This window comes from Sinorhizobium sp. BJ1 (genome assembly GCF_002531555.1).
Classification (GTDB): Bacteria; Pseudomonadota; Alphaproteobacteria; order Rhizobiales; family Rhizobiaceae; genus Sinorhizobium; species Sinorhizobium fredii_B.
The window spans coordinates 90,236-112,479 of sequence record NZ_NWTH01000022.1; the positions used below are offsets into that span (position 1 = coordinate 90,236).

A 22,244-nucleotide genomic window follows, 5' to 3' on the forward strand; every position below is an offset into this window, starting at 1 on the left:
CTGCAATTCGATCGGATGCGGTTCTAGCTATTCAAACCGAACCGGCAGGGTCCAGCTGCCATCGAGCCTTACTTCGAGGCGGCCGGGTGCAGCGACATCGAGGGCGCCGCACAGGCTGCCGGTGGTGACGATCTCTCCGGTAGCGAGTGTGTCTTCCGCCCTTTGCGTTTCATTGGCCCAGCCGACGAGCCAGGCGAGCACGTCGCCAGCCGGGTGGTGGGCCTCGCCGGCGAAGAGCGGCGCTCCGTCGAGGCTCACTTCGAGGCTCCGCCCCTCCGCGCCATCGAGAAGATTGCGCGGCAGTTCGGGCCCGAGCGCATAGCCGGCATTGCCGAGACGATCGGCGAGGAAGAGAAGGTACGGCGCCTTGCCGCCTTCCTCGATGCGGCTGTCGAGCACCTCGACGCCGAGATGGACCGCGCCGATCGCGGCGATCACCTCGCCCCGGCTGTAGCCGGTCTGTCGCGGCGGCAGGTCCGAGGCGAGACGGAAGCCGATCTCCGCCTCGACGCGCAGGCCTTTCCGCCAGCGGAAGGTCACGGGTTGCCCATCCGGCCCGGCGATCGCGACCGGCGAGAGGCGGCCGGCGACGCCGACGCCTTCGGGCGAGCGGGCCACCTTGTATCCGCTGGCAGGCGCTTCCTCGGGCGTGACGAGCAAAGCCTGCACGGCGATCGCCTCGGCAATGGTCTCGGGTCCCGGCAGTTGCGCGGCGGCGATGCGATCCTTTGCGGTCGCGAAGCGCTGGGCGAGTTCAGCGGGATCGAAGGTGCTTGCAGCGTCTGTCATGGTAATCATCCGGAATGAGAGGGAGAGGGGTCAGGCAGCGGAATGGGCGACACCCGTCGACCCTCTGAGGATCAGGCGGCTTTCGAGCGGCGGCGGCGGCGGCGGTTGCTCACCCGCAAGGCAAGCTAGCAGATAATCCGCCGCCCGCCGTCCGATCTCGGAATTGTCGACGCGCATGGTGGTGAGCGGCGGGTCGGTCTGTTCCGCCATCGCCACGTCGTCGAAACCGGTGATGGAGAGCTCTCCCGGCACGTCGATGCCGAGCCCCCGCGCCTCGATGAGCGCGCCGATCGCCAGCGCGTCGTTGCCGCAGACGACTGCCGTCGGGCGGGGCCCGGGGGCTTCGATGATCGAGCGCAGGCTCTGGCGGCCGAAGGCAATGCTCGCCGGCCCCTCGCGTACGTGCTGGGGCCGCAGCGCCACGCCTTCTTCGGCAAGTGCTGCGCACAGGCCTTCAATTCGGGCCACTACACGGTCGTTGTCGATCGACGGCTGATGGATAAATCCGAAATCGCGATGGCCGAGATCGAGCAGATGGCGCGCGATCCGCCGGAAGGCGGCGGCATTGTCGAAACCGATGCTCGGGTGAGGGGAGCCGGGCCGGTGCGAATAGGTGACGACGTAGGGGACGCCGCGCGCCGCGATCGTCTCGAATAGGCCGGGGCGATGCGATTCCCCGACGATCGCCAGCGCCTCAACGCCGCGCGCCAGCATGGTCCGGACCTGGTTTGCGGCCTGATCGGCGTCGTAGTTCGAACAGCCGATCAGCACCGTGACGCCGTCTCCGGACAAGCGGGTCTGTAAGGCGCCGACCTGCGAAGCAAAGACGTCGTTGTCGAGCGTCGGAATGAGGACGCCGGCAAGCCAGGTGCGGCGGCTCGCGAGCGCCGCGCCGGCCGGATGCGGCATCCAGCCAAGCTCGGCCGCCGCCTTCAGCACTTTTTCGCGAATTTCCGGCGCGACCTTCTCCGGCGCATTGAAGGCCCGCGACACCGTGGCGGTCGAAACGCCGGCCAGCGCCGCCACGTCGAGGGCGCGTGCCCCCGCCTGTCTGTTCCGCTCTCTTCCTCCACGTCCCATGGGGCCGATTCTCCTCAATCGATAGGTATGTATACGGTTACATCGCATTTTCCAACAGTTTTACTTTCGGTTTGACACGCCGCATGGAAGTGCTATGTAAGCGCTTACATTCTGACCGGCTTCCGGAGGCGGTCATGTGCCGAGGCGCATGATCGGGAAAGCCGTCATCGGAGGAGGAGCCGCCATGCACGCGATTCGGAAATTCCTGCTAAGCCCCGTGCAGTTCCTGCTCGCCGCCTGTCTCGCGGCTATGCTGGTTCTGGTCTTCGGCAATGTCGTGCTGCGCTATGCCTTCAACACGGGCATTTCCGTGTCGGAGGAGCTGTCGCGCCTGCTCTTCGTCTGGCTGGTCTTTCTCGGCGCCGCGGTGACGCTGTTCGAGCAGGCGCATCTCGGCGTCGACACGCTGATCAGGCGCCTTTCCCGCAAGGGCCGCCTCGTCTGCTTTGTGCTCTCCAACCTGCTCATGCTCTATACGACATGGCTAATCTTTTCCGGTACCTGGCAGCAGGCCGGCATCAATCTAGGCATGACGACGCCGGTCATGGGCATTTCCCAGGTCTGGTTCTTCGTGCCGGTGCTGATCTTCACGGCCTTCGCGGCCACCTGGTTCTGCCTCTCGCTCCTGCGTTCGCTGAGCGGCCGGATCAGCGACGAGGAGCTGATCGGCGTCAAGGAATCGGAGGAGGATTTCGATATCGCGCAATTGCCACCTGGTAGCGCGCCGCCGCGCTGAGGGTGTTGCCGAGCCGTCTCGATGCGCCGCGCCGGCGCTTTCCGAAAGTTGCAGCCGCGATCAGAGGGGCGTGATCCCCTTCAGCACCAGCGGCAAAGGTTGGTCCGCGATGACAATTCTGGTCTTCATCACCGCCCTCCTCGCCGCCATGGCGATCGGCATGCCCATCGCCTATGCGCTGCTCCTCTGCGGCGTGGCGCTGATGGTCCAGCTTGCCATGTTCGATCCGCAGATCCTGGCGCAGAACCTCGTCGGCGGCACCGACAGCTTCACGCTGCTGGCCGTTCCCTTCTTCATGCTGGCGGGCGAGGTGATGAATGCCGGCGGGCTCTCGAAGCGGATCGTGGCGCTCGCCCTGACGCTCGTGGGCCATGTGCGCGGCGGGCTCGGTTATGTGGCGATCATCGCCGCCTGCGTCCTCTCGGCACTCTCCGGTTCCGCCGTCGCCGACGCGGCAGCGCTCGGGGCGCTGCTCGTGCCGATGATGGTCAAGGCCGGCCACGACAAGGCGCGCTCCGCCGGCCTCGTCGCCTCGGCCTCGGTCATCGGACCGATTATCCCGCCGTCTATCGCCTTCATCCTGTTCGGCGTCACCGCCAACCTCTCGATCTCGAAGCTGTTCATGGCCGGCATTGCGCCGGGTCTGATGATCGGTGCCGGTCTCGCGGTCGCCTGGTGGCTGATGGTGCGCAAGGAGGAGATCGAATTGCGGCCGCGCGCCAGCGGCGCCGAGCGGCTGAAGGCGCTTCGCGAAAGCCTTTGGGCTCTGGGCCTGCCGGTGATCATCATCTTCGGGCTGAAATTCGGTCTGTTCACGCCGACCGAGGCCGCCGTGGTGGCCGCCGTCTATTCGATCTTCGTCGCCACTTGCATCTATCGCGAGCTCAGCTTCGGCCAGCTCTACGCCGTCTTCGTCTCCTCCGCCAAGGTAACGAGCGTCGTTATCTTTCTCGTCGCGGCGGCGCTCGTCTCGGCCTGGCTGATCACCATCGCCGATCTGCCGGGGCAGGTGATCGAACTCCTGTCGCCCTTCATGGACAGCCCGAAGCTCTTGATGCTGGCGATCATGATCCTCGTCGTCATCGTCGGCACGGCGATGGACATGGCGCCGACCATTCTGATCCTTGCGCCGGTGCTGGTGCCGGTGGTGCAGGCAGCCGGCATCGATCCGATCTATTTCGGCGTGCTGTTCATCATCAACAATTCCATCGGCCTCATCACGCCGCCGGTCGGCACGGTGCTGAACGTCGTCGCCGGCGTCTCGCGGCTCAACATGGAAACGGTGATCCGGGGCGTCACGCCCTTCATGGTCGCCCAGCTCGTCGTGCTGGCGCTGATGATCGCCTTCCCCGAACTCGTCACCTGGCCCGCCGCCTGGCTGGGGCGCTGATTTCCGAAAAAATCGCATCGTATCAAGGAGGAAACGACATGCGTAAGACATTGATGGCAGTGATAACCGGTCTGATGCTGGCATCAGCCGCGCCGCTCTCGGCAAGCGCCGAGATCCACGAGCAGACGCTCCGCTTTGCTAGCGCCGGCGCCGAGGGCTCGCCGCTGGTCATCGGCCAGCGCAAGTTCGCCGAGATCGTCAAGGAAAAGAGCGGCGGCAAGATCGACGTCAAGGTCTTCCCGGCCGGCATGCTCGGCGGCGACCTTCAGTCAGTGACCGCGCTGCAGGGTGGGCTTCTGCAGATGTCCGTCATGAACGCCGGCCTGATGGCGAGCCTTGCGCCGGACTTCGCCGTGCTCGACCTTCCTTTCCTGTTCGAATCGACCAAGGAAGCCGATGCGGTGATGGATGGCGAGGTCGGCAAGACCTTCGCCAAGCAACTTGACGGCAAGAACCTCGTTGTGCTCGCCTATTGGGAACTCGGCTTCCGCAACCTCACCAACAGCCGCCGCCCCGTCGAGAAGGTCGACGACATCGAAGGCCTGAAGATCCGCGTCGTGCAGTCGCCGATCTATCTGGAAATGTTCCAGGCGCTCGGCGCCAATGCGGTGCCGATGCCCTTCCCGGAAGTCTATACGGCGCTCGAGACCGGCACGGTCGACGGCCAGGAGAACCCGGCGCCGAGCATCCTGACGGCAAAGCTCAACGAGGTGCAGAAATACATCACGCTGACCCGCCACACCTATAATCCGATGGTGCTGCTATTCTCGAAGCCCCTCTGGGAGAAGCTCGACCAGGACGAAAAGGACCTGTTGCAGGCAGCGGCAAGCGAGGCGGCCGCCTTCCAGCGCCAGCTCTCCCGCGATGCCGATCAGAAGGCGGTCGACGCGCTTGCCGCTTCGGGCATGACGGTCACCAAGCTACCGCCGGAGGAAATCGCCCGGTTCCGCGAGAAGACCAAGCCGGTTGCCGATAAATTTGCGGCTTCCGCCAATCCGGACCTCGTCAAGGCGCTCATGGAAACGATCGAGCGGGTGCGCGCCGCAAACTGAGATCTGAACTTGGCATGGGGCGCCAAGCTCCCGTGCCTTCCTCCCTTTTCCAATTCGAGGCTGACTGTCCATGTACACAAAAAACCGCCTGAAAGCCCACCTCGCCGCCGGTCATGTCGCGTTCGGATGCTGGGTCGGTGGCGGCTCGCCGACCAATGCGGAAATCCTCGGCCATGCCGGCTTCGATTTCCTGCTCGTCGATCACGAGCATGGCGTCGGCGAAACCAGCGAGATCATCGACACGCTGCGCGCCATCGAAACGACGCCCTCGCCGGCTCTGGTACGGGTCCCCTGGAACGACCATGTTTTCCTGAAGCGGGTGCTCGATGCGGGCGTGCAATCGGTGATGATCCCCTCCGTCGATACGGCAGAAGCGGCGCTGGCGGCCGTTCGGGCCTGCCGCTATCCGCCGCAAGGCATCCGTGGCTATGCGGCGGGCGTGGTGCGCGCCTCGACCTTCGGACTTGAGCCCGGCTATGTCCACAAGGCCAACGAGAACATGCTGATCGCCGTGCAGATCGAGTCCCACACGGCAGTCGACAATGCCGATGCGATCGCGGCAACAGAAGGCGCCGACATCATCTTCATCGGCGTCAATGATCTCGCCGGTTCGATCGGCCGTCTCGAACAGACCGGCCATCCGGAGGTGCGCGAACTGGTTCATCGCGCCGAGAAGGCGATTCTCGCCTCCGGCAAGATCATGGGCAGCGTGCCGAATGCCGGCGCCTCCGTCGCCGAACTGATCGACCGCGGCTACCGCGTCATCGCCGGCCCGCATGACGTGGCGCTGCTGCGCGACGCCGGTCTGGCCGCGATGGCAGAATACCGGGCACTACGGCAGGCGGAAAAGGGCGGCGAACAGGTCGCCTCATTCTCACACCTGCAGAAGTCTTACTGACCGGGCCGTCCGCCGCCGGGTCGTTCCGTGCCGATGGTCTTGGAGCCTTCCAGGGCCACCGGGATGGCATCACTGCTGTTGGTCCGATCGCCCAGCCGCGGAACCTGCTCCACCGAGTTCCGCCAGGGTTGCTGCGCGACCTCGAGGCCGATCCGATCGCTGGCCGCCGCGCGCGTCGCGCTCGTCTCGGTCCGGACGCCAGGAAGCTTACGATAAATTTCCAGGTAGTCGCGTGTCATTCGCTCGGTGGTGAAGCGTCGCTCGAAGGCCTCGCGCACCAGTCGCCTGTCGAGGCTCAAGACTTCATCCATCCTTCCGACGGCCTCCTCTACCCAATCCACGAGAATCCCCGATACGCCGTCCTCGATCACCTCCGGGGCGGAGCCGTACCGAAATCCGAGCACCGGCGTGCCGCAGGCCATGGCCTCGATCATCACCAGGCCGAAGGGTTCCGGCCAATTGATCGGAAAGAGGAGGGCGGCCGCGTTGCCGAGGAAGTCCGCCTTCTGGTGTTCATCGATCTCGCCGATGAACTCGACATTCGGATGGCTTGCCACCAACGGCTCGACCACGCTCTCCCAGTAGGCCCGATCCGCCTTGTCCACTTTTGCGGCGATCTTCAAGCGCATGCCGGCTTGGGTGGCAATATCGATTGCTCTCTCCGGACCTTTCTCGGGCGAAATCCGTCCCAGAAAGGCGAGATAATTGCCGGCGGGCTTTTCGGTAAACGGCAACACCGCCTCGTCCAAGCCGTGATAGACGGTGCCCCTCCAGTTAATGGGCGGGATCGGCCGGCGCTGATCGTCGGATATGGACACGACGGGAATATCCGTGAAGAGGCGATAGAAAGGCTGGAGGTCCATTAGGTCGAGACGTGTATGAAGTGTCGTCACCGTCCGGTCGGCGAAATCCCTGACCAGGGGAAAATGCAGAAGATCGATATGGAAGTGCAGGACGTCGAATTCCCGCGCACGACGCCGGACCTCCTCCAGCATGACGACGTGGTGGGGAAGGAAGTCGGTGACATCCGGGTTGAGCCTGAGGGCGACGTCCGAGCAGGGTACCAGCTCGGCAGAGGTGAGCGAGTCGCCGCTCGCAAAAAGCGTGACGTCATGGCCGAGCCTGACGAGTTCTTCGGTAAGGCAATAAACAATCCGCTCCGTTCCTCCGTAAAGCTTCGGCGGAACGCGTTCTGCAAGCGGGGCGATCTGGGCAACTTTCATTGCTAAACTCCTGTGACCGCGCCAAGGAGCGGCGCGGTGCGTGCGCTCAGAAGGGCAAGGCCGATCTCACCTGCAACAATTGCCGAGAGCCGCTCTTGTTCCCGAAGCGCAGAGGCTGGCTGCCTGTGGCTGCAGACGGGATGCTCGCTTCGCAAGAGGGTTGTGTCGAGAGCCAAGAAGACCTGGAAGCTCGCCTCCGGCAGGTGACTTCGCCGATCGGTGTCAAGCTTCCGAGGTGTTGCGAGCGGTCCGGGCAATCGGTTGGAACCTTCCTCTTCGAAGGGACGTTTGCGAACAAAACTCCCGCGAAGGTTTAAAGATGCCGGACGAGACGAAGAGACCAACTGTTCTCATCACTGGCTCGAGTGGTTTCCTCGGGCAGGCTATCGCGCGCGGCCTCAAGGACGGCTACCGCGTCATCGGCTTGGATGTGGCTGCACCGAAAGGCTCGTCGGACCGCCTCGAGACAATCGAGATCGACCTTACCTCCGACGAAAGCGTCACAAAGGCGGTGGAGGAGGTGGGCAAGCGGAGCGGCGGGCAGGTCGCCTCGGTGATCCATCTCGCCGCCTTTTACGATACGACCGGCAAGGACGATCCGAAATATGATGCGGTCAATGTTCATGGGACGCGTCGGCTGCTCGCTGCACTCAAAGGACTTGAGACCGAGCAGTTCATCTTTTCCAGCACTCTGCTGGTGCATGCGCCGAGCCCTGAGAAGGGCGTGAGGATCAATGAAGACTCGCCGCTCGAGCCTTCCTGGGTCTATCCGCAATCGAAGGCGAAGACTGAAGCGGTGATTGACAAGGAGCGCGGGCAGATCAAGACGGTGATCCTGCGGCTCGCCGGCGTCTATGACGAGGATTGCCGGGCCGCCTTCATCGCCCAGCAGATTGCCCGCATCTTCGAAAGGCTGCCGACCGCTTATCTGTTCACCGGCGATCTTGAGGCGGGACAGCCTTATCTGCACAAGGACGATCTCGTCGAGGCCTTCGTACGCACGGTCGACCGCCGCGCCGAACTGCCGGACGAAAGCGTGATGCTGGTCGGCGAGGAGGAGACGCCTTCCTACGGGGATCTGCAGAAGCGCATCGGACGGCTTCTCCATGGCGAGGACTGGCGCACCTTTGTCCTGCCAAAGGGCCTGGCCAAGACCGGGTCGTGGATGCAGACGGAGGTGCTCGATCAGGAGAGCGACATAAAACCGTGGATGGTTGAGAATTCCGACGACCATTTCGAGATCGACATTTCCCGCGCCCGCAGCCTGATCGGCTGGGAGCCGAAGCACAGCCTCACCCGCACCCTGCCGGAGATGATTCGGCGCCTCAAGGACGATCCGACCGACTGGTACGAGAAGAACAAGCTCGAACCCGCCACCGTTGCAGCTTCGGAGCCGGAGATCGAGCAGGCCAAAAGACGGCTCCAAGCGCCGCTGGAACGCAGCAACAGGCAGATCGAGGCCGCCATCGAGCGCCAGCGGCTTCGCACCCTCTGGGCGCCGATGGTCAATGTCGCGCTGGGGCTGTGGCTCGTCGCCTCGCCGCTGACGCTCGGCCTTTTCGATCCGGTCGTCGCGCCGCTACCGCCTGCCCTCGGGCACGAGATCGCGGCGGCCGCCTTCCGCAATACGCGTCTCGGCATGAGCGAGATCGCGTCGGGATTGCTCGTCGTGCTGTTTGCGTTTCTCGGCATGTACCGCCGCTGGGCCTGGACGCAATGGATCACGGCGGCTCTCGGCGTCTGGATCATGCTCGCGCCGCTGATCTTCTGGACGACCAGCGCTGCCGCCTACGCCATCGACACGCTTGCCGGCCTGCTGATTCCGGCCTTCGCTGTGATGATCCCGCCGACGCCCGGCATCAGCAGGCGGGCGCTCGCGGCAGATGGCGACCGGCCGCTCGGCTGGAGCTATTCCCCCTCCGCCTTCACGCAACGCATTCCGATCGTGGCGCTCGCCTTTGTCGGCCTGTTCGTCTCGCGCTATCTCGCCGCCTACCAGATGGGGCATATCGATGGCCTCTGGGACCCGTTCTTCGGACCCGGCGGGGCTGCCGTCGGCAATGGCAGCGAAGCGGTAGTGACCTCTTGGGTATCGAAGGGCTTCCCGATCGCCGATGCCGGGTTCGGCGCCTTCGCCTATGCACTCGACATCCTCGCCGGCGCGATCGGCGATCGGCGCCGCTGGCGTACCATGCCGTGGATGGTGCTACTCTTCGGCCTGCTGATCATTCCGCTCGGCGTAGTCAGCGTCTCCTTCATCATCATCCAGCCGCCGCTGATCGGCGCCCTCTGCACGCTCTGCATCATCCAGGCGGCCGTCACCATCGTGCTGATCCCCTATTCGATCGACGAGGTGCTGGCAGCCGTCCAGTACCTCTGGCGGGCAACAAAGGCTGGCGAGCCGTTCTGGCGCACCTTCTGGCGGGGCGGCCCAGCCCTTTCGGAAAACCAGTCACCGGAGCCGGATCTCGAGCGGCCGGCTTCCGAACTCATCAAGGAATTCATTACCGGCGGCGTGAACTTCCCGTGGACGCTGGTGGCGAGCGTGGTTCTCGGTGCGGTCCTGATGACGACGCCGCTCATCTTCGGCAGCGCTCCGCCGCTTTATTACAGCGACCATGTGATCGGCTGCCTCGTCATCATGATCGCAGTCACTGCGATGGCGGAGGTCGCCCGACCGGTGCGTTTCCTCAATGTCGCGCTCGGCGCCTGGGTCGCGGCCTCGCCGTTCCTGCTTTCCGGCGGCGGCACAGTTGCAAGCTTAGCGGATGTGCTGGTCGGCCTGGGTCTGATTGCCCTCAGCCTGCCGCGCGGGACGCGCAGCGAGGAGCATTATGGCGGCTGGGATCGGGCGATCGTCTGAATGATCTGGAGCTTGTCCCGCGGGGCGCCGGTCTACCTGGCCTACGACACGTCCGACAGCCCGTCGAGGCGACGCGTGCCGTACCAGCCGCCAAGCCAGGCGGCAGCCGCCCCGAGCAGCAGCGAGAAGAAACCCAGAAATGCGCCGCTGGAGACGAGGGTGGCGGCCGTATCTGCCGCATCGGCGGCCCTCCGCTGCGCATCCTCAACGGCCCTGCGGTAGGTCTGCTCGTAGTCTTCAACGCGGGCGCGCGCCTGATCCGGGGGAATGTTCTGAGCACGCGCAAGGGCGTCGGCTGCTCGGTTACGCGCTTCCTCCGCCTGTGCCTCGTCGCCGGTGACGAGAGCGCGGATCGACGCGACGGCCGCATCCCGCATCGCGGCCGGATCATTGCCTCCGATCGTTTCGCGGATCTGCCGCTCGATATCTGCGAAAGGGTCGTCGGCCGTTGCAAGCGTGGGAGCCGCCGTCGTTGCGACCGTCGCGACGGTGCGCCCGGCGCCGCCGACGACAGAGGAGAGACCGCTGAGCGCCCCCCCGAGCAGCGCACCGACGGAAGTCGTCAGCAGATAGACGACGATGAGCGTCGTGACGGCCCACGATGTCAGCCCATGATAGGCTCCGGTCGCCGTACCGGATCGCCCCGAAAGCCGGCTGGCCAGATAGCCGCCGGCAAAGGCCGAGACGATCCCGGAAAGAGCGAACCAGATACCGCTCGCGATCGAGAACGTGCCGGGGCCGGGATTGTCGCCGCTGCCGGGGTCGAAGGCTGCCGCGCCGAGGCCGACGCCGAGCAGATTGAGCAGAAGCTGGACTGCCAGCGCCAAGGCAACGCCGGCGAAGATCGCTGCCCAGGAAAGCTTGTTGGGCGCGATGGCGACCAGAGGCTCGGCGGGCGCTGTTGCGGGACTCGTGTGGAGCGGGTCGCTCATGGAAAGCTCCCTTGGGATTCAGGATGTTATCGTCCTGAAGCTAACCGAGCCAAATCGGATTGGTTCCCCTTCAGGAAGCTCTACCGGTTAACCAGCCAGAGGATCACGGTCAGGAGGATGCCGACGAGTAGGCCGGTGGTGATCGGGATGTAGATGGTGAAATTGTCGCGCACGATCAGAATGTCGCCCGGCAACCTGCCGAAGCCGATGCGCATGAGCCAGGGCCAGAGAATACCGACGGCGACGATGATGAGGCCGATGATGATCAGGATACGGGACATCTGTGCCTGTCCGGGCTCGCGAAAAGCGAAGACTGCACGGATCATATAGGGCTTGCCGCCGATGGCCTACTGCATGTTTCCGCGCAAGACGATGCATCCGACCTAAAAGCCAGCCCCTAGGTGGCTGCCGTCAGAGCGCCGGCGAACAGAAAAGCCGAGTCGATGGTGGACAATTCGCATTGCCAGGCCGGCGGCCCGTTTCGATATCCAGGAAATGATAGAAAAAGCCCTTGTACCCGGATGCATCGGGCTCCGGCCCCTGCCGGCAATCCAGCAGGAAACGCATTCGCCTGCGGGTGATCTTGGCAGCGAATTCGCGGATGACCACCCCCCGCTCGACAACGACGGGGATCGTCGCCAGCGCCATGCCGATTGCCGCGATGCTTGCCGGCGCATGCGGCTCGGTCTTGTCGCGGACAAGGCCGTTGTCCGGGTTCGTACATTGGAGATAGTACAACAAGGTGGTGAATTGCAGCCGCGCCAGATCTTGGTCCGTCGGTAAACGATCGAGCTCGGGGGCAGTCGCGATCATTTCGGACATGAGCGCCACGCTTGTCATACAAGACGAGTCGAGCTCCAAACCGCGGCGACGGGCAAAGTCGTGCGCCATTGTCACATCTCGAATGAGAGCATTGTCCCTGTCGCCATCGACGCGAACCAGAACGATCGGAAGGTACCCGGAAATCCCACGTGACCAGAGCGCTTCCCGATCCAGGCGGGTTTTCTTGAATGCACTCGCCAGCCGCATGGCGGATTTGCGAACAGGATACGCCCGGCAAGCTGGTTGAACAGTGATACTTCGGCGGCGGTCAAGTTCGAGCCCTGAAAGTCCTCCTGGTGAGCCTCCAGCGCTTCCGCTGGGGCGTCAGCCCCTCGTATTCGCCGTAGTTCCACACCATCAATTTCCGTCGGCGATGGTCTTGGCGCCGAGGCCCACCAGGTCGCAAGTCTCCCGTGCCCGCCGCAGCGGGCTTACGAGCACGAGGGCGAAGGTTTGCCGGGCCAGCACCGGCCGCATCCGTTCCGCCTGCCGTCGTCCGTTGTCGGTCAAGGGGAGGTCTGTCGTTGCCGTGTGTCGCCCCGCTCAGACTCCGCTCGGTCTCCCCATGCCTGATGACGAATATGTTCACGTCCAGGCCTTCCCGGCTCAGACGTTGTCCGCTTCCGTCGAACCCCGCCGACCACCCACGGCCGCCGCCTGTCCCCACGCCCAGCCGGCGATTTCGGGCATGTCTTCGCCATGCTTCTCGATGTACAGCTTATGGGCGATGAGTTTCTCGTGGATTGCCTGCTTGAAATAAGCGGCGCGCGCACCCAATTGCGGCAGCCGGTCAATGACGTCCTCGATGAGATGGAAGCGGTCGACTTCGTTCATGACCACCATGTCGAACGGGGTGCTCGTCGTTCCCTCTTCCTTGTAGCCGCGGACGTGCAAATTGTCGTGGTTCGTTCGACGATAGGTGAGCCGATGGATGAGCCACGGATAACCATGGAAGGCGAAGATTATCGGCTTGTCCTTCGTGAAGAATGCGTCGAAGTCGCGGTTTGACAGGCCGTGCGGATGCTCTTCCGACGGCTGGAGCTTCATGAGATTGACCACGTTGATCACCCGCACTTTCAATTCCGGCAGGTGCTCACGGATCAATTCGACGGCAGCCAGTGTTTCCAGGGTCGGAACGTCACCGCAACAGGCCATCACGACATCAGGCTCGGCCCCCTTGTCGTTGCTTGCCCACTCCCAGATGCCAAGTCCCGCGGTACAATGCTTGATCGCCTCGTCCATCGTCAACCATTGCGGCGCGGGCTGCTTGCCCGCGACCACGACGTTGACATAGTTGCGGCTGCGCAGGCAGTGGTCCGTCACCGACAGAAGCGTGTTGGCATCCGGCGGCAGATAGACCCGGATAACGTCCGCCTTCTTGTTGACCACGTGATCGATGAATCCCGGGTCCTGATGGCTGAAACCATTGTGATCCTGGCGCCAGACATGAGAACTCAGAAAGTAGTTCAATGAGCCGATGGGACGTCGCCACGGGATTTCGTTACAAACCTTCAGCCACTTGGCGTGCTGGTTGAACATCGAGTCGATGATGTGAATGAACGCCTCGTAGCAGGAAAAGAAGCCGTGGCGCCCGGTGAGCAGATAGCCTTCCAGCCATCCCTGGCATTGATGCTCGCTGAGGACTTCCATGACCCGGCCGTCCGGCGCCAGATGATCGTCCTCCGGATAGATGTCTGCCATGTAGCAGCGATCGGTGACCTCGAGCACATCCTGCCAGCGATTCGAATTGTTCTCATCCGGGCTGAACAGACGGAAGTTCTTGCTCTCCATGTTCAATTTCATCACGTCCCGGAGAAACTTGCCCATTAACCGTGCCGACTCGGCCGTCGTCGCCCCGGGCTTGGGAACGGAGACCGCATAGTCGCGGAAATCCGGCATCTTCAGGTCGCGCAGCAATAGGCCGCCATTGGCGTGCGGATTATCGCTCATCCGCCGTCGGGCCGTCGGCGCGAGCGCCTCCAGTTCGGGCTTGAGGCGGCCGCCGTCGTCGAACAGTTTCTCTGGCCGATAGCTCTTCATCCACTTTTCGAGAATTCGGATATGCTCGGCCTTGTCCATATCGCCCATTGGCACCTGGTGTGAGCGCCAGTAGTCCTCGCACTTCTTGCCGTCGATTTCCCGCGGGCAGGTCCAGCCCTTCGGCGTACGGAAGACGATCATCGGCCAGGTGGGACGTTTCACGTTGCCGTTGCTGCGCGCATCGGTCCAGATTTTCCGAATTTCCGCCACGGCGGTATCGAGCACACCGGCCAACTGCTGGTGCACGCTCTCCGGGTCACTGCCCTCGACGAAATACGGGGCGTAGCCCATGCCCTCGAAAAATTTTTGCAGCTCGTCCCTGGGGATGCGGGCGAGGAAGCACGGGTTGGCAATCTTGTACCCGTTGAGATGGAGGATCGGGAGCACGCACCCGTCGCGGGCCGGATTGACGAACTTGTTGCCGTGCCAACCGGTCGCCAGCGGTCCTGTCTCCGCTTCTCCGTCGCCGACAATACAGGCGACGATCAGATCCGGGTTATCAAACGCCGCCCCGTAGGCGTGGCTCAATGCATAGCCAAGTTCGCCGCCTTCGTGAATGCTGCCGGGCGTTTCCGGCGCTACATGGCTAGGAATGCCGCCGGGGAAGCTAAACTGCTTGAACAGCCGCTTCATGCCCTCCCCGTCCTGGCCGATATTTGGATAGACTTCGCTGTAGGTGCCTTCGAGATAGGCGTGCGCAACCAATGAAGGCCCGCCGTGCCCCGGTCCGATGATATAGATCATGTTGAGGTCGTCGCGTTTGATAACGCGGTTGAGATGGACGTAAAGCAGGTTCAAGCCTGGCGACGTGCCCCAGTGGCCGAGCAGTCGCGGCTTTATGTGCTCGCGCTTCAGCGGCTCCTTCAGGAGAGGATTATCGAGGAGATAGATCTGGCCCACCGAAAGATAGTTCGATGCCCGCCAGTAAGCATCCATTGACTGCAGTTCTTCTTGAGAAAGCGGACCGCCTGTTTCCGACCGCTCCTTGAGTGCGAGCTTTGACTGCCGTGCCGTGTTAAGCGAAACCATGGGAACCTCCGCCGTCGAGAACCCATTCCGCTGGAAGAGGAGAACGGGTCATCCCACTTGCGGCCTGCACGAACTTGCAAGCCAATTCGGATTACCGGAACGCGTTCTAAGGCCGAGGCACAATTGCTGTCGCGAAATCATTATCACTGGACGTTCGTCACTGGATGTTCGCCACGCTCAGCATTCATCACGAGCGGGAACCGCAATCGCGGCAGATAGGAGCACTTCGTATACGCTTGCGGCTCGATATGTTCGTCCCGCCGTCAGGGAAACCTTCGTGCTACCATGCAATATGCTGATGAGACTTCGACTTTCGCACAAAGAGCCTCCAAGGCACAGTAAATTCGAAGCGAACGATCCGGATTTGATCCGGCAGCGAGAAATCGCTTGTCGGGTTTCACCAAGACTGCCGTCGGTACGGCAGCGGTGGCGGCGCTCACCCACGCCACCAGCGATCGCACATCGCCGGATATGCCGGCGAAAATCGGGAGCGTCAGTCCATGCGCGGTGAGTGCTTGAAGCGTTGTGCGTCTGAAACGACGCACGACGGTGTAGGCTGAGACAGCGGCTTACTTCTGCTCGTCGGTCGCGAGGCCATATGTCTCGAAAAGACGCGCTTGCGTTCCATCGGCAATGACCTTGTCGAGGCCCTTCTGCATGCGGCCGATCAATTCGTCCGGTACAGAGGGATTGCAGGCGATCGAGTAGATGTCCTCGGCAAGGACCACCGTCGATTCGATGGGTGTTCCCTCGCGCTTCAGCTTGTCGAAGTATTTCTCCGAGATCGGCATCAGGTCAATGCGGCTGGTCAGAAGCTTTTTGAGTGTCAATTCCAGGTCCGTGGCGAGGTCGATCCGCTGAAAGCCGTTTTCCTCGAGAATGGTCTGGGTGAAGTCGTCGCGCTGCGTGCCGACCTTGAAGGCTTTGGCCTCGTCGAGCGACTTCGGATTGGCGGGCGAACCGGCCTTGCGGATCAGCACCGTGCGGCTCTTCAGCAAAGGTTCCACCCATTTGAAGCGGCCGTGGCGCTCCTTGTTATGGACAGTGGTGAAGACGCAATGCATCTCGCGATTCTCGGCCAGGAAAAGCGCCCGAGCCCACGGCATCATCTCCATCGTATATGGGAGGCCGGCATCCTCCATGAGAAGCCGGACCTGCTCGACGGAAGCGCCCTTATAGACTTCGCCCTCGCGAAAATTGAAGGGCGGGTAGGATTCGGTCACGAATTTCACGTCCGCCGATTGGGCGACCAGCGGGAAGAGAAATGGTATCCAGAAGAAGAGCTGTTTCATTGTCAGGTCCTTGGCACGGCCAGCAACGGCCGTTGCTCGCATTCGAGTCCGGATAGAATTGCGCCGACGGGCTGGGGGCGCCCGAGGAAATAACCTTGCCCTGAGTTCACGTCCAAGGAGAGGAGCGCGTTCAGCTGCTCCTCGGTTTCGATCCCCTCGGCGACGACCTGGCAGTTCAGCTCCTTCGCCACCCTGTGAATGCCGGCGACCAGCTTACGGACCCGCCGGCGGACCGTTTCGCTTTCGTCCGTCAGCGATCGGGTGAAGGCCTGGTCGATCTTGATGATGTTGACCGGGAAATGAACGAGGTAGCTGAGCGAGGAATAGCCCGTGCCGAAATCGTCGAGCGCGATCTTCATTCCGGCGCTGCTCAGGGCGCCGAGCACGTCGCGAATATCGGGGCTGTGGTGCATCAACACCGCTTCGGTGATTTCGATTACGATGCGGCTGGGGGTGATCCCCCATTTCATCAAGGTGGAAACCGTGCTCGCCGGCAGTTTGGGGCAAAATTGCAGGGGCGAGAAGTTGACGGCCAGATAGGCATTTTCCAGGCCCGCAACGGATGTTAGGCGGGCCAGGTGGGCGACGGCCTTCTCGAAGATGCGCTCGCCGATCCTGAGGATCGCGCCGGTTTCTTCGGCGACCCGTATGATATCCGCCGGCGGCAGCACGCCGTGTTCGGGATGGTTGAGGCGCATCAGCGCTTCGAAGCCGGCGATCCGCCCGACTTTGAGATCGACGATCGGCTGGAGATGCACGTCGAACCAGTCCTGCCGCAGCCCCTCCTCGATATAGGTGTCGATCTTCAGCCGTTCCTGAGCAAGGCTTGCCATCCTCGGGTCGAACAGTTTCGCGCCGTTCTTGCCATTGTGCTTGCGGGCATACATCGCCATGTCCGACTTCTGCAGCAGTTCGGCGGCGGTTATCGCCTGTCTCGGATAGAGCGCGATGCCGATGCTGGCGCTCAGCGACAGCGTGTTGCCGTCGACGATGACCGGCTCCGCGCAGGCGGCGGCGATGCGCTCGGAAATCTGCAGCGCGGCGTTCTGCGCCTTGCTTGCCGGAATCAACACGACGAATTCGTCGCCGCCCAGTCGCCCGACCGTATCCTCGCCGCGCACCTGCGCCCGGATGCGGCCGGCGATCTGGCGCAGCACTTCGTCGCCGGCGGCATGGCCGAGATTGTCGTTGATCTGCTTGAAGCGGTCGAGGTCGATGAGCAGGCAGGCGAGTTCTCCGCCGTCTTCGGCGGTCTGCCGGATCGCCGCATCGAGCGCCATCTCGAAGCCAGGGCGGTTGAGGAGGCCGGTCAGATGATCGGTGATCGCCTGAACATGGTTGCGTTGTTCCGCCGTCTTCAGTTCCGTAACGTCGGTCATCACGGCCAGCGACAGGGTTTCGCCCGCCTCCAGAGCCTGCACCTCTTTGATCAGAACGTCGATCAGGCGGCCGTCGGCGCATCGGAACTTGACAGTAACGGTGGCGGCTTCCACGTCTTCGCTCGCCTGCCGCTTGCGGTCCTCGTAGGCGGCGCGCGTCGCCGGGTCGAGAAAATCGGTGAAGGCGCGGCCGATAACGGTTTGGCGGTCGTAGCCGGTGGCGAGCAGCCAATAGTCGCTCACCGCCGTCAGGCGATCGTCGTCGTCGATGGAATAGAGCTTCGCCGGCGTTAGATTGTAGATGCGCGTCGTCTTCTGGTGGGCGCGCTTGAGATCGTTTTCCTCCTGGGCGAGACGCGCTTGCATCTCGTTGAAGTTGGCGGCCAGCATTCCCATTTCGTCGGCGGATACCCAGTCCACCAGATGGCGGGATCCGAGCCGGCGCGTCGCGTCGATAGCGTGTGTCAGGCGGAGCAGCGGCCGCGTAACCATCATGCGGTTGCCCAGGATTGCCGCCGCCGTGATGATCACGATCGCAAACAGGAAAATGCCGATATAGACGGCATCATCGACCTCGAAATCCGAGCGCAGGTCGCGCTGACGCAGCGCAATCTCCAGACTTCCGACCGTCTTGATTCCATCGACCGAGTGATAATGGACGGGGGTGGAGAGAATCTGCCCGGGCGGATCCATATCGCGGGAGCGCTCCGGCAGCCTGACGTTGAGCCCGCCGGCGACCTCGTAAACACGGACGGAAACCACCGAACGGTCTGCGAGGATCGTGCTGGCGATCTGTCGGACGCTCTCCTCGTCGAAATCCCAAAGCGGCTTGCCAAGGGCCAGCGAATTGGCTTTGAGCAGCACCTGCCCATGATCGATGACGTCGCGATAGGCGCGCTCATTCGATAGATAGAAAAAAAGCACGAAGAGCGGCGCGATCAACAGCAAGAGAGCGCTGGAAACGATCAGTATGAAGCGGCTCTCTACCGAATGCGTATTCATCTATATGCCCAGGACAACACCGCACCGAGAAGGCAACGCGAGGTTCACCTGCGGCCTTAAATTCCGGTCCGATCTCCGCTCCGCGGCAGGGCCGCAGCGATCTGTTGTCAAACCCATCAGCAATGCGAGCAAGACCGAACCGAGCCTATGGTCCATTGAAAACATTAGACTTCGGTAAATAATACGCGTCGGCGATGACCGGATCGCGCCGGAATATCCGATTTGCGCAGATGTCGCCGGCGCCGACCGGGAATAGTCCTTGTCCAGGTCTTCATGGCGTCTGGCGGCTGCCGTGGCTTTGGGCGAGGAGCCAATCCCGCATCGATCGGACAGGCTCGGCTTTGCGGGGACTGCGCGGATGGACGATGTAGAAGCCGAGCTCGTCGGTCACGGCAAAGTCGAGGGGGCGGCATAGGCGCCCGGCGGCAAGGTCATCCTCAACGAGCGCCTCGGTGGCGAGCGCGATGCCCTGGCCCGACACGGCGGCATCGATCGCCAAGGAGCTGTGCGAAAACCGGAGCGACTTGAGGGTCCTGACGTCCGCCGCAACGCCGGCGCGCTCGAGGAACACCGGCCACATACCGTGCGCGTCGTGGAGCAGCACGTGCCGCGTCAGATCCTCGACGGTACGGATCGGGCTTTCGGCGACGATGGTAGGGTTGCAGACCGCAATGAAGCGCATCGGAAACAGCAACTCGCCGGTGAGCCCAGGCCCGAAGGGCGGCTTCGTCTGGCGGACGGCGAGATCGACCCCGTCGCTTTGGAAATTTGCAAGCCCGTTGCCCGCAAGCACCTGCACCTGCGTGTCGGCGTTCGAATCGGAGAATTTGCCGAGGCGCGGGATCAGCCATTTCGCCGCAAAGGACGGCGTCACGCTGATCGTCACGACGGTCGTTGCGGGTTTCAGTTCCTGCGTGGCGTCCGAGATCAGCGACAGAGCACGCTGCAGCGGCTTCATGTAGCGCCGGCCTGCCTCGGTCAGTTCGAGACCCCGGGCGCGGCGATCGAAGAGCCTGGTGTTCAGATGCTGCTCGAGAGCGCGCACCTGCTGCGCGACGGCCCCTTGTGTGACGCCCAGCTCCTCCGACGCGATGCGGAAATTCAGGTGGCGCGCCGAGCTCTCGAACATCCGGAGCGCGTTCAGAGGGGGAAATGTGTAGGGTCCTTGTCGGCCAGCCATCCAGTAGTTTTCCTACAGGCACGAAAGCATTTTTCTGCTTAGACCCGGACCGCGCGCCATGTCAAACTCGGCCGGAATTTTCAGGCGATCTCTCGCGAAAGGGTTGAACATGGCAGAGAATAGAGTGGCGCTCGTCACGGCAGGCGGCAGCGGCATGGGGGCGGCGTCGGCGCGCCGGCTCGCCACGGATGGCTACAGGGTTGCGGTGCTCTCCTCCTCCGGCAAGGGCGAGGCGCTGGCGCAGGAACTCGGCGGCGTCGGCGTCACCGGCTCGAACCAGTCGAACGAGGACTTGAAGACGCTCGTCGACCTTGCCGTTTCCACCTGGGGGCGGATCGACGTGCTCGTCAACAGCGCCGGCCATGGACCGCGCGCGCCGATTATCGAAGTCAGCGACGACGACTGGCACAGAGGCCTCGAGACCTATTTGATGAACGTCATCCGCGCGGTGCGGCTGGTGACCCCGGTCATGCAGAGCCAAGGCTCGGGTTCGATCATCAACATTTCGACGGCCTGGGCCTTCGAGCCCTCCGATATGTTCCCGACCTCGGCGGTTTTCCGCGCCGGCCTCGCCGCCTACACGAAGATCTATGCGGACAGCTATGCGAAGGACAACATCCGCATCAACAACGTGCTGCCGGGCTGGATCGACAGCCTGCCGGCAACCGAATCCCGGCGCGACAGCGTGCCGATGAAGCGCTACGGGACGAGCGAGGAGATCGCCGCCACCGTCGCCTTCCTCGCCTCCGAGGGCGCCGGCTATATCACCGGCCAGAATATCCGTGTCGACGGCGGGCTGACCCGCTCCGTGTAAGACCAATCATCTTCGCGCAAGGGCCCGCGCAAGAGTCGGCGCGGGATTGCAGCGGCCGGCCTACGAGCAGAGTGCGCACACGAATAGTCCCGCATGCCGCCGTTTCAATGCCGAAGCGATCGCCGCCAGATCTTACCTCATTTTCCTTCCCGTCTTGAGCCTGGCGTTCAACTCGGCCTGCGCACGTTCCAACCGGGCGAAACCGCGCCATCGACGCGGCTCGCCGCCTCCACAATGAATGGCTGAAATAAGTACGAACAGCGGAGCAACGGTTCGGGAACGAAATAACCTGCCCTACTCCTTACGGATTACGACAGGTGCGGAACCTCTAGGGAACAAACCTTTCGCCTCGTGGTTGGCGACCGGAAGGGACTGTTAGGTTGGAGAACAGTCGATGAAAGGTATCCTCATCAAGAGTGTCCTTGCCTTGAGTCTGGGCGTGGCCTATGGGCCGGCGCTCGCGCAGACGGAGCAACCGGCGCAAGGTCAGTCCACGGAATGCCCGGAGGGCACGGAATGTCCGCAAGGCGGCGCCGAACAGGGTCAGCAGCCCGACGCACAGGGTGGAGCAACCCAACAGGGTGGCGAGGCGACCGGCCAGGGCCAGCAGGGCCAGTCAGGCGAGCAACAGCCGCAGGCCGAGCAGGGCGGCACCGAACAGCAGCAGCCGGATCAGCAGCAGCAAGAGGAAACCGGCACCCAGCAACAACCGAAGCAGCAGCAAGGCCAGGATGGCTCCGATCAGCAGCAGTCCGATGGTGATGCATCCAAATCCGAGACGGAGCCGCAGCAGGGCGAAACCCAGCAGCAGTCGGGCGAAGGCGAATCGCAGCAGACCCAGGAGGGTCAGGCCTCCGGCTCGTCCACGGATGTCGACGTGACGGTGGAGCAGAAGACCGAGATCACTCAGATCATCAAGGAAGAGAAGATCGAGCCCATCGACGTTGATTTCGACGTTTCCGTCGGCGTTGCCGTTCCCGAAACCGTAAAGGTCAAGCTGAGGCCGGTTCCGGCCCGCATCATCAAGATCGTGCCGAGATACGAGGGCTATCTGTTCTTCGTCTTGGCGGACGGCCGGATCGTCATCGTCGAGCCGTCGTCGCTGAAGATCGTCATCATCCTGGCCTAGCGATTTGAGCGTGAACTAGGCTCGCCGGATCGTCCGGCGGGCCTCTTTTCGAACACAGATGGAGGAGGGTGGATGAAAGACGATTGGCATGGCCACAACAGGCGGAACGCGACGCGCGCGGAGCCGCGGCGCCACCATGACTACGGCGGACAGGGTGGACCGTTCCGCGACAGGGCGCCTGACGAGGAGCGGTGGCTTCGCAGCGGCGACCAGAGTGGCGAAGGCGCCTGGTTCGCGGACGCGCTGCGACATTCGGATCGTGGCCGCGACTTTCGCGGCCGACGCGCCGATCTAAAGCGCCGCATCGAGGAGCTCGGTTCCTTCGATCCTTACGAGAATGCGCCGCCGTTCCGGAACCGGTCCGGTCAGGAGGATTGGCCAGGCGCCCGCAGGGGCCGCGACGAAGAGGGGCGCTTCCGGGGCAAAGGACCGCGCGGGTACAAACGATCAGACTCGCGGATCGAGGAAGACGTCAACGATCGGCTGACCGAAGACCCATGGCTCGACGCCTCCGACATCGAGGTCTCGGTTGCGGGTGGAGGCTGTGTGAAAACTCCCGCTCATGATAGTCTACCTCCAGTTGAGCGGGGGATT

General features: G+C 63.0%; 18 protein-coding genes and 1 pseudogene. 8 read left to right on the forward strand and 11 right to left on the reverse strand.

Annotated features, from left to right (window positions below):
• Positions 1-27: 27 nt before the first annotated feature.
• Both CO676_RS23950 and CO676_RS23955 read right to left on the reverse strand, forming a co-directional pair.
• Positions 28-789 carry a fumarylacetoacetate hydrolase family protein gene (locus tag CO676_RS23950; protein ID WP_245424402.1) on the reverse strand — a complete coding sequence of 254 codons (762 nt, stop codon included), beginning with the start codon at positions 787-789 and terminating at the stop codon, positions 28-30.
• Positions 790-819: 30 nt separating this feature from the next.
• Positions 820-1,869 (reverse strand): LacI family DNA-binding transcriptional regulator, encoded by a 1,050-nt coding sequence (locus CO676_RS23955; protein WP_097522918.1) that lies wholly within the window; start codon positions 1,867-1,869, stop codon positions 820-822.
• Positions 1,870-2,053: 184 nt separating this feature from the next.
• Here CO676_RS23955 and CO676_RS23960 point away from each other — a divergent pair, with 184 nt between their 5' ends.
• The 4 genes from CO676_RS23960 to CO676_RS23975 all read left to right on the forward strand — a co-directional run bounded on the left by CO676_RS23960 (position 2,054) and on the right by CO676_RS23975 (position 5,945).
• Positions 2,054-2,605 carry a TRAP transporter small permease gene (locus tag CO676_RS23960; protein WP_097522938.1) on the forward strand — a complete coding sequence of 184 codons (552 nt, stop codon included), beginning with the start codon at positions 2,054-2,056 and terminating at the stop codon, positions 2,603-2,605.
• Positions 2,606-2,714: 109 nt separating this feature from the next.
• Entirely contained in the window at positions 2,715-3,995 is a 1,281-nt protein-coding gene (locus CO676_RS23965; RefSeq protein ID WP_097522919.1) for a TRAP transporter large permease subunit, read from the forward strand.
• 38 nt (positions 3,996-4,033) lie between these two features.
• Positions 4,034-5,047 carry a TRAP transporter substrate-binding protein gene (locus CO676_RS23970; protein WP_097522920.1) on the forward strand — a complete coding sequence of 338 codons (1,014 nt, stop codon included), beginning with the start codon at positions 4,034-4,036 and terminating at the stop codon, positions 5,045-5,047.
• Positions 5,048-5,117: 70 nt separating this feature from the next.
• Positions 5,118-5,945, forward strand: a complete 828-nt coding sequence (locus tag CO676_RS23975) for an aldolase/citrate lyase family protein (protein ID WP_097522921.1) — start codon at positions 5,118-5,120, stop codon at positions 5,943-5,945.
• Here the strand turns inward: CO676_RS23975 and CO676_RS23980 are convergent.
• The gene (locus CO676_RS23980) at positions 5,939-7,168 is read right to left on the reverse strand and encodes a glycosyltransferase family 4 protein (RefSeq protein WP_097522922.1); all 1,230 of its coding nucleotides are present in this window, start codon (positions 7,166-7,168) and stop codon (positions 5,939-5,941) included. The genes CO676_RS23975 and CO676_RS23980 overlap by 7 nt on opposite strands.
• A 319-nt stretch (positions 7,169-7,487) precedes the next feature.
• Between CO676_RS23980 and CO676_RS23990 the strand changes: the two genes are divergently transcribed.
• The gene (locus CO676_RS23990) at positions 7,488-10,031 is read left to right on the forward strand and encodes an NAD-dependent epimerase/dehydratase family protein (protein WP_097522924.1); all 2,544 of its coding nucleotides are present in this window, start codon (positions 7,488-7,490) and stop codon (positions 10,029-10,031) included.
• Between the two features lie 41 nt (positions 10,032-10,072).
• Here the strand turns inward: CO676_RS23990 and CO676_RS23995 are convergent, their stop codons facing one another.
• From CO676_RS23995 to CO676_RS24035, 8 genes and pseudogenes are all read right to left on the reverse strand, one after another.
• Positions 10,073-10,963, reverse strand: a complete 891-nt coding sequence (locus tag CO676_RS23995) for a PhnA-like protein (RefSeq protein ID WP_097522925.1) — start codon at positions 10,961-10,963, stop codon at positions 10,073-10,075.
• An 80-nt stretch (positions 10,964-11,043) separates the two neighbouring features.
• On the reverse strand, positions 11,044-11,244 hold the full coding sequence (locus CO676_RS24000) for a DUF2905 domain-containing protein (protein WP_041415112.1): 201 nt from the start codon (positions 11,242-11,244) through the stop codon (positions 11,044-11,046).
• 128 nt (positions 11,245-11,372) lie between these two features.
• Positions 11,373-11,785: pseudogene (locus CO676_RS24005) on the reverse strand (hypothetical protein); the annotation flags it as partial.
• 357 nt (positions 11,786-12,142) lie between these two features.
• Positions 12,143-12,295: a histidine phosphatase family protein gene (locus tag CO676_RS36230; protein WP_245424403.1), complete on the reverse strand. Its 153-nt coding sequence runs from the start codon at positions 12,293-12,295 to the stop codon at positions 12,143-12,145.
• A gap of 96 nt (positions 12,296-12,391) precedes the next feature.
• Positions 12,392-14,854, reverse strand: a complete 2,463-nt coding sequence (locus CO676_RS24020; RefSeq protein WP_097522926.1) for a phosphoketolase family protein — start codon at positions 14,852-14,854, stop codon at positions 12,392-12,394.
• A gap of 569 nt (positions 14,855-15,423) precedes the next feature.
• Positions 15,424-16,146, reverse strand: a complete 723-nt coding sequence (locus CO676_RS24025) for a transporter substrate-binding domain-containing protein (protein WP_097522927.1) — start codon at positions 16,144-16,146, stop codon at positions 15,424-15,426.
• A 2-nt stretch (positions 16,147-16,148) separates the two neighbouring features.
• On the reverse strand, positions 16,149-18,527 hold the full coding sequence (locus tag CO676_RS24030) for an EAL domain-containing protein (protein WP_097522928.1): 2,379 nt from the start codon (positions 18,525-18,527) through the stop codon (positions 16,149-16,151).
• 271 nt (positions 18,528-18,798) lie between these two features.
• The gene (locus tag CO676_RS24035; protein ID WP_097522929.1) at positions 18,799-19,707 is read right to left on the reverse strand and encodes a LysR substrate-binding domain-containing protein; all 909 of its coding nucleotides are present in this window, start codon (positions 19,705-19,707) and stop codon (positions 18,799-18,801) included.
• A 109-nt stretch (positions 19,708-19,816) separates the two neighbouring features.
• On the opposite strand from CO676_RS24035, the gene CO676_RS24040 reads away from it, so the two are divergent.
• From CO676_RS24040 to CO676_RS24050, 3 genes are all read left to right on the forward strand, one after another.
• Complete coding sequence (locus tag CO676_RS24040) at positions 19,817-20,521, forward strand: SDR family oxidoreductase (RefSeq protein ID WP_097522930.1); 705 nt, start codon at positions 19,817-19,819, stop codon at positions 20,519-20,521.
• Between the two features lie 394 nt (positions 20,522-20,915).
• Complete coding sequence (locus tag CO676_RS24045; RefSeq protein WP_097522931.1) at positions 20,916-21,650, forward strand: DUF1236 domain-containing protein; 735 nt, start codon at positions 20,916-20,918, stop codon at positions 21,648-21,650.
• Between the two features lie 72 nt (positions 21,651-21,722).
• Positions 21,723-22,244 (forward strand): BON domain-containing protein (locus CO676_RS24050; RefSeq protein ID WP_097522932.1); only part of this gene is annotated, 522 nt, incomplete at its 3' end.